This window comes from Paraburkholderia fungorum (assembly GCF_046026025.1).
GTDB lineage: Bacteria > Pseudomonadota > Gammaproteobacteria > Burkholderiales > Burkholderiaceae > Paraburkholderia > Paraburkholderia fungorum_E.
Window position 1 is genome coordinate 123,439 of the sequence record NZ_JAQQFL010000014.1, and the last position, 14,094, is coordinate 137,532.

A 14,094-nucleotide genomic window follows, 5' to 3' on the forward strand; every position below is an offset into this window, starting at 1 on the left:
TTTAGACGGCGCGGCCGGGGTGGACATGACCGCAATGCGCGCAACGGCGTTTCTCTTCGGAGGCGTAAAAAGCGTTGAAAAGCGGCGGCAAATCGCTGACGATGCTTTTCAGTTGCACCTCGACGCGGTAGACGAGATGGCCACAGTCATCGCAATACCATTCGAAGCCGTCCACCATGCCTTGCGGGCGTTGCCGCTCGATCACGAGGCAAACGCTACCCGCCTCCGGCCGTTGCGGCGAATGACGTACATGCGGCGGCAGCAGAAAAACGTCCCCTTCCTTAAGATCGACGCGTTCGCGCTTGCCGTCGATCCACAGATGCAGATACGCGTTGCCGCGCAGCTGATAGAAAAATTCCTCGAGCGGATCGTCGTGGTAGTCGGTACGGTGGTTCGGACCACCCACCACGGTGACGATGAAATCGCTGTCCTGCCACACCTGCTGATTGCCGACGGGCGGCTTCAGCAGATGCGCGTGATCGTCGATCCAGCGCTGGAAATTGAACGGTTTGCCGTACGTGAGCATGGCTGTCTCTGTCGTTAGTTTTCTATGCGTGATTACTTTTTCGGCGCGTACGCAATCGCCTTCATCTCGATCAGCAGATGCGGATGGGGCAACTGATGCACGGCAACGGTCGTGCGCGTCGGACCGGTTTCGTCGAAATACTCGCCGTATACGGCGTTGTAACCGCCAAAATCGTTCATATTGACAAGGAACGACGAGATTTCGACCAGGTTCGACAGGTCCGCGCCTTCACTCTGGAGAATATCGCGAATGTTCTCGATCACCACGCGCGTCTGCTCACGAATGTCGAGTTGCACCGTGCCGAGCTCATCGGCAGAGGCGCCCGCAATCGTATTGTCCGGGCGACGCGAACTCGTGCCGGAGACGAACAGAAAGTCGCCGGCCCGCGTCACGTGCGGAAAACGGCCACGCGGTTTGGCTTTGCCGGGCACCACGCGCCCCTGAATGGTCGGTTCGTTGGTCATGAGAGTCGATAGGTTGTGAATTCGGTGCTGCCGAGACCGTTGACGACGCAATGCACGTGCGCATCGGCGGGCAGCGGATGAGCGGCGGTAGCGGCCCCCGCCATGATCAGCGAGCCGGCCGGCAAAACCAGCCCGCTCTGCGCGATCAGGCGCGAGGCCTGCACGATCGAGCGCAACGGATCGCCGAGAATCGCCGCGGTCGAGCCGGCCTGCACGACGCGGCCGTCGACTCGCATCGTTACACCCGCATTGCGCAGGCCACCGAAACGTTGGCTCCACGGGCCGATCACCAGCCCCGCCGACGAACAGTTATCGGCAACCACGTCCTCGAGCGTGAACTTGAAATCCCGGTAGCGCGAATCGATGATCTCCATCGCCGGCGCAACCGCTTCCAGATAGCGCGACGCTTCCAGCAGGGTTAGCGGACGGTCGATCTCGCGGCTCGTCAGAAAGCAGACTTCCGGCTCGACGCGCGGATGAATGAAGCGGTCAAGTGCAACCCGGCCGCCGTCTTCATCCAGCATCGCGTCGGTGAGCCAGCCCCAGATCAGGCTATCCACGCCCATCTGAATCATCTTCGCGCGGCTCGTGAAACCCAGCTTCACGCCGACCATGCTTTCACCACGATGAATGCGCCGCTCGATCGACGCGCGCTGAATCGCGTACGCGTCGTCCAGCGAAAACGGCGTGGACGTGGTGAGTTGCGCGACCGGTTCCGCGTGGCGCGCGGCGTCGTCGATACGTTGCGCAAGCCCGTCGAGGTCGATCATGCGGCCTCCTGCTGCGCGAGCTCGCGTGCCTTCAGCATGTCCAGCGCGACGTCGACGATCATGTCTTCCTGCCCGCCCACCATGCGGCGGCGGCCGAGCTCGACCATGATGTCGAAGGCCGACAACCCGTATTTCGCCGCGGCCGCTTCCGTGTGGCGCAGGAAGCTCGAATACACGCCGGCATAACCGAGCGCCAGCGTTTCGCGGTCCACGCGTACCGGCCGCTCCTGCAACGGACGCACGATATCCTCCGCGGCGTCGATCAGTTTCTTCACGTCGCAACCGTGATTGAGTTTCATCCGGTCCACCGCGGCGATGAACACTTCGAGCGGCGCGTTGCCTGCGCCTGCTCCCATGCCGGTCAGCGATGCATCGATGCGGTCGCAACCGTGTTCGAGCGCGACCACGGAATTCGCCACACCGAGCGACAGATTATGGTGCGCGTGCATGCCCGTTTGCGTCGCCGGATCGAGCACCGCCTTGAAGGCGTCGAAACGTTCGGCGACGTCGCGCATATTCAACGCGCCGCCCGAATCGACCACGTAGACGCATTGCGCGCCGTAGCTTTCCATCAGCTTCGCCTGCTTCGCCAATGCGTCGGGCGTGGTCATATGCGACATCATCAGGAAGCCGACGGTATCCATGCCGAGTGAGCGCGCGTACTCGATGTGCTGCTTCGAGATATCCGCCTCGGTGCAGTGCGTGGCAATCCGCACGATACGCGCGCCGGCGTCGTACGCCGCCCGCAGATCGTGGACGGTGCCAATGCCGGGCAGCAGCAGCGTCGCTACTTGTGCGCGCTTCACCGTGCCCGCCACCGCCGCGATCCACTCGAGATCAGTGTGCGCGCCGAAGCCGTAATTGAAACTCGAACCTGAAAGACCATCGCCGTGCGCGACTTCAATACTGTCGACGCCGGCTTCATCAAGCGCTTGCGCGATCGCCACTGCGTCGCCCAACGAATACTGATGGCGAATCGCATGCATGCCGTCGCGCAGCGTCACGTCCGACACGTAGATTTTCTTGTTGCTACCGGTCATTGCGTGTTTCCTTTAGCGTGTTGCTCTTACGCCGCCACGCGGCTCGCCGCGATCTGCTCGGCCGCGGCCAGCGCAGCCGAAGTCATGATGTCCAGATTCCCCGCGTAGGAAGGCAGATAATGCGCGGCGCCCTCCACTTCAAGGAACACGCTCACCTTCAGGCCCGCGCGGCGCTCGTTCGCGTGCAAGGCGAGCGGATTCTCCGCCGTGTAACGATCGAACTGCACCGCCTGCTTCAGACGATAACCGGGCACGTAGCTCGCCACCGCTGCGACCATTGCGTGAATCGAGCTTTCGATTTCATCGATATCGGCGTCTTCTTCGGTCAGACAGTAGACCGTGTCGCGCATCATCAGCGGCGGCTCGGCCGGGTTGAGCACGATGATGGCCTTGCCACGCGCCGCGCCGCCGACTGTTTCGATCGCCTTCGACGTGGTCTCGGTGAATTCGTCGATATTGGCGCGCGTACCGGGACCTGCCGAACGGCTGGCAATCGACGCGACGATTTCCGCGTACCGCACCGGCGCCACACGCGATACCGCATGAACGACTGGAATCGTCGCCTGACCGCCGCATGTGACCATGTTCAGGTTCGGTGCATCCAGATGCGCGAACAGATTCACCACCGGCACCACGAACGGCCCGATCGCGGCCGGCGTCAGATCGATCACGGTGACGCCGTGTTCACGCAGTACGGCCGCATGGCGATGATGCGCGCCTGCCGAAGTCGCGTCGAACGCGATGCGAATGTCGCCAAAGTTCGGCATGCTCACGAGTCCGTCGATCCCGTGCGCGGTGGTGGGCACGCCGAGCCGTTCGGCGCGCGCCAGGCCGTCCGAAGCCGGGTCGATACCGACCATCGCCCCCATTTCGAGGTGCTTCGCGTTACGCAACACCTTGATCATCAGATCGGTGCCGATATTGCCGGAGCCGATGATGGCGACGGCCTCTTTGTCTTGCTTCTCGTGCATGGCATTCCCTGTCACGATGCGGATTCCGCGTGGTGGGCAAAACTCGCGCTCACAGAGCCGAGTCCTTCGATATGGGCAGTGAAGACATCGCCGGCGCTGACGCCGACCATCGGTCCGAGCGCACCGGTCAACACGATGTCGCCCGCTTTCAGCGGCGCGCCGACGCGGCTCATCGTGTTGGCGAGCCACACGGCGGCATACAACGGATTGCCGAGACAGGCCGCGCCAACGCCGACGCTCACCTGATCGCCGCGCCGCTCCATGACCATGCCGCAGTGGATTGCGTCGAAAGCATCGAGCTTGACGGGGCGGTTGCCGAGCACGAACAGACCGCTCGACGCGTTGTCGGCCACGGTGTCCGTCAAACGGATATCCCAGTTGGCAATCCGGCTGCCGACGATCTCGATGGCGGGCAACGCATACGCCGTGGCATCGATCAGGTCGGCCATCGTGTTCAGTTGGTGCGGCAGATCGCGTGCGAGCACCAGCGCGATCTCCGCCTCCACTTTGGGCTGCTGCGTGCGCGACATGGCGATTTCTTCGCCGTCGGCTATCGACATATCGTCGAACAGCATGCCGAAGTCCGGTTGATCGACACCGAGTTGCGCCTGCACCGCTTTCGACGTCAGGCCGATCTTGCGGCCCACGAGGCGCCGGCCGGCCGCCAGCTTGCGTTCGGTATTCAAACGCTGCACGGCGTAAGCGGCTTCGAGCGCATTGCCGCCGAGCTCCGCGATGGCGGTGCGTACCGGCGCAACCGGTATGCCGTTTTGCTGCGCCTGCCAGAGTGCGTCAGCGATCTGTTGCGCGGCGTTCAGGTCAATCTCGCTCATGCGATCCTCACGCAAACGTTGGTCAGTTCCGAATAGAAATCGAGTGAATGACGCCCGCCTTCACGACCGATTCCCGAGAGCTTCGTGCCGCCAAACGGTGTGCGCAGATCGCGCACGAACCACGCGTTGACCCAGACGATGCCGGTTTCGATCTGCCGAGCCACGCGATGACCACGCGAGAGTTGCGTCGTCCAGATGCTCGCGGCGAGGCCGTAGGCACTGTCGTTCACGCGGTCGATCACTTCGTCTTCGCTGTCGAACGGCGCGATGTGGCATACGGGTCCGAAGATTTCTTCCTTGACGCAGCGTGCCGTATCGGACAGACCGGTCCAGATGGTCGGCATCACGAAGGCCCCCTGATCGCGCGCATCGCCGAATTGCGGAACATTGCCACCGGTCACGACCGTTGCGCCCTCTTCGACTGCCAGGCGGAAATACGACAGCACCTTCTCACGATGACCACGCGAGATCAGCGGACCCATCGTGGTGGCGGGGTCGTCGGGCGCGCCAACTTGCAGCGCCTCGGTTTTCTCTTTCAATGCCGCGACGAAGCGCTCGAAGATCGGCCGCTCCACGTACACGCGCTCGCTGCACAGGCAGACCTGGCCCGCATTCGTGAAGCTCGACTTCAGCACCCCGGCGAGCGCCGCGTCGAAGTCCGCATCGGCGAACACCACCGCGGCGTTCTTGCCGCCGAGTTCGAACGAGATTTCTTTCACGCCGTCGGCCACGGTCTTCATGATCGTGCTGCCGGTCCGCGATTCGCCGGTGAACGTGATCGCGCTGATGTCTGGATGACGCGTCAGGAACTCGCCGGCCGCGTTCGGCCCATGACCGTGAATCAGGTTGAACACACCTGGCGGCAGGCCGATGTCGTGCATGACTTCCGCGAGCAGCGTGGCCGAGCTGGGTGTTTCTTCCGAGGGCTTGGCGACGACGCAGTTGCCCATGGCGAGGGCCGGTGCGACTTTCCACGTAAACAGTAGCAGCGGCAGGTTCCAGGGCGAGATGATGCCCACTACGCCGAGCGGTTTGCGCGTGACGTAGTTGATCAGTTCGCTGCCGTCGGCTGCATGGGTTTCGAAGAATTCGCTGTTCGCGGTACGGATGAGATCCGCGAAGGTGCGGAAGTTTGCGATGCCGCGGGCGATATCGAGCTTGCGGGCCTGTTCGAGGGGGCGGCCGGTATCGGCCACTTCTGCCGCGACAAAATCGTCGAAGCGGGCTTCGATGCCGTTGGCGATTTTATGCAGCCAGTCCGCCCGCTCCGCCGGTTTGGTGTTGCGCCAGCCGGCGCGTTGAGCGGCGGCGGCGGCGCGGACGGCGGCATCGACGGTGGCGGCGTCGGCTTCGCAGACTTGCGCGAGTTCGCGGCCGTCGACCGGGCTGATATTAGGGAAAGTGTTCGCGGTCGCGATGAATTCGCCGTTGATGTAATGGCGAAGCAAGGGTTGAGCGCGCTGCGCGGCGGCCGGGGTGAGAGTCACAACGTCTCCTGCTCGATTGAGGTGTTTGCAGGAGTCTAAAGGGGGGGCTTGCTGGGGCGGTAATCAAAGATTGGGTGGTGGGTATGCTAAAGGGGAATACCAGAGGGAGGTGGTGGGGGTTTTGCCTGCGCGGCGCTTTGGGTGTTTGCTTTTGGTGTTGGCCTTTTCTTGCTCTGGATTCTTTGGCCTTTTCTTGCTCTGGCTTCTTTGGCCTTTTCTTGCTCTGGCTTCTTTGGCCTTTTCTTGCTCTGGCTTCTTTGGCCTCTCCTTGAATTGATATTGGTTTATTGGCGTTCCCCCTGTGCGGGGGGGCACCTACTTTTCTTTGCCTGCCGCAAAGAAAAGTAGGCAAAAGAAAGCGGCTCACACCGCTAATTCTTAAGTGGGTCCCCTGGCTTGGAGGGGGCAGTGGTGCATCTGGAATCCGTGCCCCCGCACACTCCGCGTTAGTGACAAAGCACTCATCGGCTCCCACTCCGCACTGCGTGCGTCGCGGACGGGTCTGCATGGGAAACCAGAGGCTTCGTTTGAGTTCGGTGGGGACCATTGGCTTCGCCTCGGCAAAATGCTGAATGCGGCGTGAGCGCGAATGGGCAGCGGGGGGTTTGCGAAATGGGCGTCGGTGCGCGCAGCGCCGCCGGAAGTATGACGGCCTTGTCACTAGAGCGGAGTGTGCGAGAACACGGATTCCAGATGCACCACTACCGTGGCTGCGCGGGGGACCCGCTTATAAGCTGGCGGTGTGAGCCGCTTTCTTTTGCCTACTTTTCTTTGCGGCAGGCAAAGAAAAGTAGGTGCCCCCCCGCACAGGGGGAACGCTAATAGACCGATAAGAAATCAAGGAAAGGCCAAAGCCACAAGTACACAGACAAGCGCCGCACAGGCAAAAAAACCCAAAAATCACCCTCTATCAGCCCCCGCAACCACCTCCCGTAAACACTCCACAAAAGCCAGACAAGCCGCACTAAGTTCCTTGTGCGACCGCACAGAAAACCCAACCGTCCCAAACGCCCCACTCTCAGGCAAATCCAGAATCCGCACCAACCCCGCATCCTCAAACTGCCGCGCCGCGACTCGCGGCATCAACGCGATCCTCGGCGTATCGAGCAGCAATCCAATATTCGTCAACAACGACAACGACTCCACAATATCCGTGGGCAACGGTAACCCGGCCGCCCGAAAGAGATGTTCCGCGGACAACCGCGCCGGTGAATCAGGCGTCGGCAGAATCCACGGCGAGCCGACCAGGTCAGACAGATGCGTCACGCCGGCCGGCGCCGGTCCATAGCCTTTGCCCACCACCACACACAACGACTCGTCGAACAACGCCTCGTGCGTCAACGGAAAAGCACTCGCAATCGGCAACTCGCGCTCAGGCAAGCGCCCAACGACAATATCGAGGTCCCCCGTCGCCAGCGCCGGAAACAGATGCGCCGTCGTGCCCTCGCGCACCGTCACCAGAACATTCGGCGTACGCGCCTTCAACATGGCGATCGCAGCAGGCAACAGCCGCGCCGATGCCGAGATCAGCGTGCCGACAATCACATGGCCGCTTGTGCCGAGCCGGAAGTCGTTGAGCTCGTCGGTCATATAGCGCAACTCCGCCATCAGCGACTTGACCCGCCGGCCAAGCAGCAAACCCAGCTCCGTCGGCACGACACCGCGATTCGAGCGCGCAAACAGCGCGCCGTCGAAGCAGGATTCGAGTTCGTGGATGACCTTGGTGACGGCCGGCTGCGTCAGGCGCATCTCGTTGGCCGCACGCACGACGGAACGCGTCTCCAGCACGCGTTCGAAGATCATCAGCTGATTGAGCTTGAGCTTGCGGATCAGGGAGATCTCGCTGAGCGGATTGTGTTGCATCGCAAGGGTGGCCGGGAATCGATGATCCGCGATGGTAACAGCACGGAATCAACTGGCCGATTAGGGGGCAGCCCCTGCTCACCCCGCCCTGGGCACGCCTATTGCTGTATATCGCTCGCCGGCGTAGACCCGTCAAAGCACGCTGTGCCCACAACGAGCGGCCGTTTTCAACTTCGATCCAGCAATCCATCGGTGGGAGGCCCCATGCTTCGATACGCTGTAATCTTCTTCATCATTGCGATCATCGCCGCGGTATTCGGCTTCGGCGGCATCGCCGCAGGCGCAACGGAAATCGCCAAGGTCCTGTTCTTCATCTTCGTGGTGATTTTCCTCGTCACCTTGCTGATGGGCGTGATGCGACGCTGACCATCAAGTCAGTCAGGCAAACGAAGAAACACCCGCCCCGGCGCGAGGATTCGCAGCGTGTTGCAATACTTGCCGCACGGTATTGCAATAGTTGCTGCCCGCTCCGGGGGTTTGACCGCCGCGCCGTCACCTCACGCCGCGCGCGCAACCCTTGCCGGCACAGTCAACCGATGCGACCAGTTCGCGAGTGTGCGCGTGGCCACCGGCGGCTTGCTCAAGATCGCGCTGTCGTACTGCTTGCCGTCGAAGTGCACGAAATCGGCGATGCGAAACCCCTGCCCTCGATAAAACGCAATCAGATGCGCAGCCGGTTGCGGCGTATCGAGCGCGAGTTCCGCATAACCACGCGTCGCGGCCCAATGGTCGGCGAAAGCGATCAACAGGGTGCCGATGCCGCGCGCCTGCCAGACAGGCTCCACGCCGAACTGGCGCAAGCTGGCTATATCGTCACGGCGGTATAGATCGCACGGCGAGTCATGATCCGGTGCATGCAATGTCATCGTGCCGACAATGCGCCCCTCGCAGACCGCCACGTAGCAATCGCCGCGCGTCGCGCGTGAATGTGTCGTCTCCACCGTTTGATCCACGCACGTGCAATTCAAACCCATCTCGCCGAGCCGGGCGAAAGCCCGATGCAGCAGCGCGGTCAACGCGACGTATGAATCGCGCGACGGATCGAAGCGGCGCAGTTCGACACGGCCCACGCCGTGATACACGTAGTCGATACGGACAGATTGCTGCGTCGTTGCACGTTGCTTCACGTTGAACACCTCGCGCTATCAAGATGCACGAAGTGTAGGTTTGGCGACCAGGCGTCTCAAGCAAAAATGTCGTAAAAACTCACATGGGATGTGATGCGCGCATGCATGCGCGGGGGCCGCCGCGTTACCCACACGTTACCCACGCACTACCCCGCCGATACGACGCATGGCTCGTTTTCCCGCAAGCCGAGATGCAATTCCTCGCAAAGGAACGTCTGCAAGGTCTCCACGGCGGCCGCCTGGGCGCCCGGCACGGGGCGCATGAAAAGCCCGAAATCGGCGGTGGGCGCATCGGGTAACCCGTCGGCCTGGCCGAGCACGCGCATCGACTCCGAACGGATATTGCCGTCGAGCAGCACCGACACACCGAGCCCGGCTTCCACGGCCGACTGCACCGCCGGCAAGCTCGTGCTGGTGCAGACGATGCGCCACGCAATGCCCGCGCGCCGCAGCGCCGCCAACACCTGTTGCTGCCAAAGACACGCGCCACCGAACGTCACCACCGGCAACGCCGTGTCAGCATCGCGGCTGAACCCGCGCGCGCCGACCCAGAAGAGCGGCTGCGTCCAGGTCAGGAGCGGCACCGCGTCGACTAGTGCGGGGTCCCCCACGACTACGTCGAGGCCACCGTCCGCAAGCCGCTTCGACAACGCCGAACTGGTATCGACGACGATCTCCAGCGCGACCTGCGGATAAGCGATCGAAAAGCGCCGCAGCGCGCGCGGCAGCCGGCCGACCGCGATGTCCTCCAGCATGCCGAGTCGCACCGTGCCGGAGACCTGCCCCGCGCTCAAGGCCCGCCGCGCATCGGCGCCCGCGCCGAGGATCGTATGCGCGAACGGCAGCAGCAGGTGCCCCGCTTCGGTCAGTTGCACGCCACGCGGCGAGCGGTCGAGCAAGCGCTGCCCGAGTTCTTCTTCGAGCCTGCGCAATTGCATGCTCACCGCCGCCTGGGTACGCGCAAGGCGTGCCGCCGCCACACCCACGGCGCCGGTCTCCGCCACGGTAACGAACGCCCGCAGAAGACTACTGTCGAGATCTCGGGTCATCACGTTTCTTGAAGTGGTCATAAGAAATATCAACTTATCTTAATACCGCTTACCCCGATAAGATAGCGTCCAATGATTCCGAAGAGCGGCAACGAGGCCCCCATGCAGGACACCACCATCAAACCGGCGCTGAATCCCGCGCCAATGCCAGTGAAGCCCGCCAGCGCCGCAGCCGGTGCCGCGCTCCTGTGCGTGCTGTCGATGTCGAGCGTGCAGTTCGGCGCGGCGCTCTCCGCACCGACGATGGCAACGTACGGCTCGCTCAGCACCACGTGGTTGCGTCTGTGCTGGGCGGCCGTCGTGCTTGCGTTGCTGGTGCGCCCACGGCTGTTTACCTACTCGCGCTCGCACTGGCTCGCCGCAGGTGCGCTGGGGGCGGCAATGGCCGGCATGACGCTATGTTTTTTCGCGGCTCTTCAGCGCATTCCGCTGGGTCTCGCCGTCGCGATCGATTTTCTCGGGCCGCTCGCCGTCGCGACGCTTGCGGTGCGCCGCGCGCGCGCATTACTGTGGCCCGTATTGGCGATTGCCGGTGTGCTGCTGCTCTCGCGCGATCGGGCGGGCTGGATCGGTGAACCGCTCGGCGTGCTGCTCGCGTTGGGGGCCGCAGTCGGCTGGGGCAGCTACATCGTGCTGATGAAAAAGACCGGCGCCCTGTTCGCCGGACTCGAAGGATTATCGGTTTCGCTGATCGCAGCGGCGCTGGTCGCCACGCCATTCGGCTTCGCGCAAACCGGCATGCACATCGCCGCGGGGCAGATCGCCGCTACCGCAGGTCTCGCGCTGCTGGTTCCGTTGCTACCCTACGCTCTGGAAATGGTGGCGTTGCGGCACATGCCGGCCTCATCGTTTGGAATCCTGATGAGTGTCGAGCCCGCGATCGGCGCGCTGGCCGGATTCGTGGTGCTGCATCAGCCGATGGGGGGCGTGCAGATAGCAGGCACGCTTCTGGTGGTCGCCGCGAGCGTGGGCGCCGTGGTGGCCACGCGCTGAACGGCGCTGGACCGCCGCATGCGCAGCGCTCAGGCGAAATTTTCGGCTTCGTAAAGATGCCGGCCCGCGGCGTCCTTCGCGCCGAGGATCGGCTCGATTTCGATCGGCCACTCGATGCCGATATCCGGATCGTTCCACAAGATGCAGCGCTCGAGTTCGGGGAACCAGTATTCCGTGGTCTTCCACAGGCATTCGGCAACGTCGGACAGCACGACGAAACCGTGCGCGAAGCCCGGCGGCACCCACACCTGCCGATAGTTGTCCGCGCTCAGACGGGCACCGCTCCACTTGCCGAAGTTCGGCGAATTGAGCCGCAAGTCCACGGCGACGTCGAACACTTCCCCCACCACCACCCGAACGAGCCGGCCCTGCGGACGTTGCACCTGGTAATGCAGTCCGCGCAACACACCACGCACCGCGCGCAAATGGCGGTCTTGCACGAAGTTGAAGCCTTGCGCGATGTCGCCGGTAAACTCATCGGCACTGAAGCTCTCGAAGCAGAACCCGAATTCGTCGCAGAACACCTCGGGCTCGATGAGCCTAACCTCCGGCAGCACCGTCGCCATTGCCTTGTTGCCCATCATGGCCACTGTGCTCGCAAGAAGCCTGCCCCGAAAAAACGCGACCGCCGACGCTCACGCCTCAGTCGCGACCCGGCTGCGCGCGCGATATTCGGTAGGCGACAACGCCATGCGCTTGCGGAATATCTTCGCGAGGCGATCGCCGTTGCCGGTGCCGCTGCGGCGCGCGATCTTGTCGACCGGCAGTTCAGTTTCGGTCAGGAAGTTGCAGGCAATCCGCAGGCGCACCTGCAGCAGATAGTCAGAAGGCGTGACCTGCATTTCATGCTTGAAGCGCCGCAGGAAATTGCGCTCGCTCATCGCCGCCACTTGCGCGGCGTCGGCAACCGACACTGGACGATCGCAATTCGCCTCCATCCAGCGCGCGGCGGCACGGATTTTCTCGGCTACGCTGAGCGTGCCGCCTTCGGCCGGCAGCGGCACCCAGCTAGCGGCCATCCCTGGCATGACCCGATCGGCGACGCTGCGTGCGAGTTCCGCGCCGAGGTCGCGCTTGATGAACATCAGCGCACTGCGCGCACAGTCGTTACGATCATTGGCGGCGCTGCGCGCGGCATCGGCCGTGGCGCTGCCCAGATAGCGGTTCACCTGCTGGCCGTCATGCTCCGCCGGACCTGCGGCTTCCAGCACGAGATGGCCCTCGCCGATCGTTTCGATCGCACGGGTACGCGTTTGCACCGAACGCAGCCAGCCCAGCAGCCGTTCGTCCAGCGCGGCCTCGTGTGCGCCGTAGCCGCCGGCAATGAACAGCACGTCAAAACCGCTGCCGTAACGGGTGTCGATGCGGTCAGTCCAGATTCGCGCCGACGAGGAACTCGCAACGCTGCCGCCGTCCATCGACAAAAACTGGACTTCATAGGGCGGCTCTTCGCCTGCCCGCGAGCCCGAAAGTTCGTTGGCGGTCTGAAACATCTCGACCACCGTGCCAGGTCCGAGCAGCCAGAAGCCGTCGAACAGCAACACGCCGATTCGCCGCGCTGCACTCCGTACGTTCAGCATTGGCGTATGTAGCCAGGTAATCCTCGCAGTATCCAGATGCATGTGCGGCATGATCTTTCCCCAAACTGTCGTACGTTGTGGACCCCGCTGCCCGTTGACCGGCCGGTACAGTCGAATTTAAATAACGGCGGATGAAAACCGCCGGCAACGCCGTTTAACGGATTATGCGTGATGTTAGCGGAATGCCTCGTCATAGTAAATTTTAAAAACAAATCTACATCGAGAAACGCAACGTATGAAGAAAACCATTATTTCGCGTTTCATATGAGTGCCGGCATACGATCCGGCATACCACTGGATGATACCGGAAGCACATCTGCCCAGCGGCCGAAAAACCTTACACAGACTTGCTCTGAAGCCTTTCATCGCAGCGCGCGGATTTATTTCGGATCGTGAGATTCGCAGCCGACATTCATCACGATCGCATCCAGAAACGTTTCAAACATGAACTCCAGACATCGCAAATAATGAACATTTAATCGGACTTTTATTCGCAAATTGGGAATTTATCGGCAGTGGCAATGTGGCGAACCGCACATTTAATGAAACAATCAGGATCAGGCATTTACATGCACCATTTTCAATCGACTAAAAATGTTTCCATAATGAAACATCCGGCCATCCTTTCCTATGACGAATACACCGGTCATTCGCCCCTCAATCGTGAAAACGTCAGACCATTCAGCGCCGTGGCGGAAATCGTGCCAGCGGCTTCCTTAAACAAAGTTTCATCCCAGGATCGTGCTCTTTAAGACTTGGTTAAGTGAAGCGGCACCATAATTTGCCTACCGTGAGAGCAGGAAGGAGCAAAGACATGTCGCGCCCCATGAGCATCGAGAGAGTCAACGAGTATGGACAGAACGCGGTTCGCATCGCCATCGAGGACCGCGCGGTATTGCTCGAAGCAGCCGATCTGGACGCCGTGATCGAACACCTCGGCGCGCTGCGCGCCATGATGCGCCCGGAAGTACCGAAAGAACCGCTGCGCACCCATCAGTACGTGATTGAAATCGATCCGTGCTGGCACACCGAAAAACATCCGCTGCATGACGGCGCCGTGCTGTTCCTGCGGCACTCCGGCCTGGGCTGGGCCGGCTTCGCGCTTCCCACCGAAAGCCTCGCCAGGCTGCATCACGCATTGACCCAGCAACTGGAAGCATCGCTCGAAGTGCACGGCATGCTCAACTGAACCGGCTGGGCCGGCTGGTCCGGTTGACTCGCGAAACGCACGCGCCTTGTTGCGTTTCGCGCAGCACTGCATTTCAGATTGCACGCGCACCTCGCCCCAGGTCCCACCTATACTTGTCTTGCCGCGTCATCGCGGCTACTTTCAATCAGGTCTCTTTCCGAAGCGCGGCTCTGGCCGCGCTCTTTTTTTGCCCATCGCTTAG

General features: G+C 62.1%; 15 protein-coding genes. 3 read left to right on the forward strand and 12 right to left on the reverse strand.

The window, feature by feature from the left end:
* Window position 1: 1 nt before the first annotated feature.
* The 8 genes from PQR67_RS17420 to PQR67_RS17455 all read right to left on the reverse strand — a co-directional run bounded on the left by PQR67_RS17420 (window position 2) and on the right by PQR67_RS17455 (window position 7,954).
* Window positions 2-526, reverse strand: coding sequence for a 3-hydroxyanthranilate 3,4-dioxygenase (locus tag PQR67_RS17420; RefSeq protein WP_408461572.1), 525 nt, complete (start codon window positions 524-526; stop codon window positions 2-4).
* A gap of 32 nt (window positions 527-558) precedes the next feature.
* A complete protein-coding gene (locus PQR67_RS17425; protein ID WP_201075509.1) occupies window positions 559-990 on the reverse strand; it encodes a RidA family protein in 432 nt (143 codons plus the stop codon).
* Entirely contained in the window at window positions 987-1,760 is a 774-nt protein-coding gene (locus PQR67_RS17430; protein ID WP_408461575.1) for a 2-keto-4-pentenoate hydratase, read from the reverse strand. Before PQR67_RS17430 ends, PQR67_RS17425 begins: the two co-directional genes overlap by 4 nt.
* On the reverse strand, window positions 1,757-2,800 hold the full coding sequence (dmpG, locus tag PQR67_RS17435; RefSeq protein WP_408461578.1) for a 4-hydroxy-2-oxovalerate aldolase: 1,044 nt from the start codon (window positions 2,798-2,800) through the stop codon (window positions 1,757-1,759). Before dmpG ends, PQR67_RS17430 begins: the two co-directional genes overlap by 4 nt.
* 26 nt (window positions 2,801-2,826) lie before the next feature.
* A complete protein-coding gene (locus tag PQR67_RS17440; RefSeq protein ID WP_408461581.1) occupies window positions 2,827-3,771 on the reverse strand; it encodes an acetaldehyde dehydrogenase (acetylating) in 945 nt (314 codons plus the stop codon).
* Window positions 3,772-3,782: 11 nt separating this feature from the next.
* Window positions 3,783-4,604, reverse strand: a complete 822-nt coding sequence (gene mhpD / locus PQR67_RS17445; RefSeq protein WP_408461584.1) for a 2-keto-4-pentenoate hydratase — start codon at window positions 4,602-4,604, stop codon at window positions 3,783-3,785.
* Window positions 4,601-6,091, reverse strand: coding sequence for a 2-hydroxymuconic semialdehyde dehydrogenase (locus PQR67_RS17450; protein ID WP_408461587.1), 1,491 nt, complete (start codon window positions 6,089-6,091; stop codon window positions 4,601-4,603). Before PQR67_RS17450 ends, mhpD begins: the two co-directional genes overlap by 4 nt.
* 900 nt (window positions 6,092-6,991) lie before the next feature.
* Complete coding sequence (locus tag PQR67_RS17455) at window positions 6,992-7,954, reverse strand: LysR substrate-binding domain-containing protein (RefSeq protein ID WP_408461590.1); 963 nt, start codon at window positions 7,952-7,954, stop codon at window positions 6,992-6,994.
* Window positions 7,955-8,158: 204 nt separating this feature from the next.
* Between PQR67_RS17455 and PQR67_RS17460 the strand changes: the two genes are divergently transcribed.
* Window positions 8,159-8,320 (forward strand): DUF1328 domain-containing protein, encoded by a 162-nt coding sequence (locus tag PQR67_RS17460; RefSeq protein ID WP_035551387.1) that lies wholly within the window; start codon window positions 8,159-8,161, stop codon window positions 8,318-8,320.
* Between the two features lie 131 nt (window positions 8,321-8,451).
* Here the strand turns inward: PQR67_RS17460 and PQR67_RS17465 are convergent, their stop codons facing one another.
* Complete coding sequence (locus PQR67_RS17465; RefSeq protein WP_408461592.1) at window positions 8,452-9,081, reverse strand: GNAT family N-acetyltransferase; 630 nt, start codon at window positions 9,079-9,081, stop codon at window positions 8,452-8,454.
* A gap of 146 nt (window positions 9,082-9,227) precedes the next feature.
* Window positions 9,228-10,130 carry a LysR substrate-binding domain-containing protein gene (locus PQR67_RS17470; RefSeq protein WP_408461595.1) on the reverse strand — a complete coding sequence of 301 codons (903 nt, stop codon included), beginning with the start codon at window positions 10,128-10,130 and terminating at the stop codon, window positions 9,228-9,230.
* 102 nt (window positions 10,131-10,232) lie between these two features.
* Here PQR67_RS17470 and PQR67_RS17475 point away from each other — a divergent pair, with 102 nt between their 5' ends.
* Complete coding sequence (locus PQR67_RS17475) at window positions 10,233-11,123, forward strand: EamA family transporter (protein WP_408461597.1); 891 nt, start codon at window positions 10,233-10,235, stop codon at window positions 11,121-11,123.
* Between the two features lie 29 nt (window positions 11,124-11,152).
* Here the strand turns inward: PQR67_RS17475 and rfbC are convergent, their stop codons facing one another.
* Together rfbC and PQR67_RS17485 are read right to left on the reverse strand one after the other, a co-directional pair.
* Window positions 11,153-11,704, reverse strand: coding sequence for a dTDP-4-dehydrorhamnose 3,5-epimerase (rfbC, locus tag PQR67_RS17480; RefSeq protein WP_408461725.1), 552 nt, complete (start codon window positions 11,702-11,704; stop codon window positions 11,153-11,155).
* Between the two features lie 54 nt (window positions 11,705-11,758).
* A complete protein-coding gene (locus PQR67_RS17485) occupies window positions 11,759-12,754 on the reverse strand; it encodes a GlxA family transcriptional regulator (RefSeq protein WP_408461599.1) in 996 nt (331 codons plus the stop codon).
* Window positions 12,755-13,517: 763 nt separating this feature from the next.
* On the opposite strand from PQR67_RS17485, the gene PQR67_RS17490 reads away from it, so the two are divergent.
* Entirely contained in the window at window positions 13,518-13,892 is a 375-nt protein-coding gene (locus PQR67_RS17490; RefSeq protein WP_408461601.1) for a hypothetical protein, read from the forward strand.
* Window positions 13,893-14,094 lie beyond the last annotated feature (202 nt).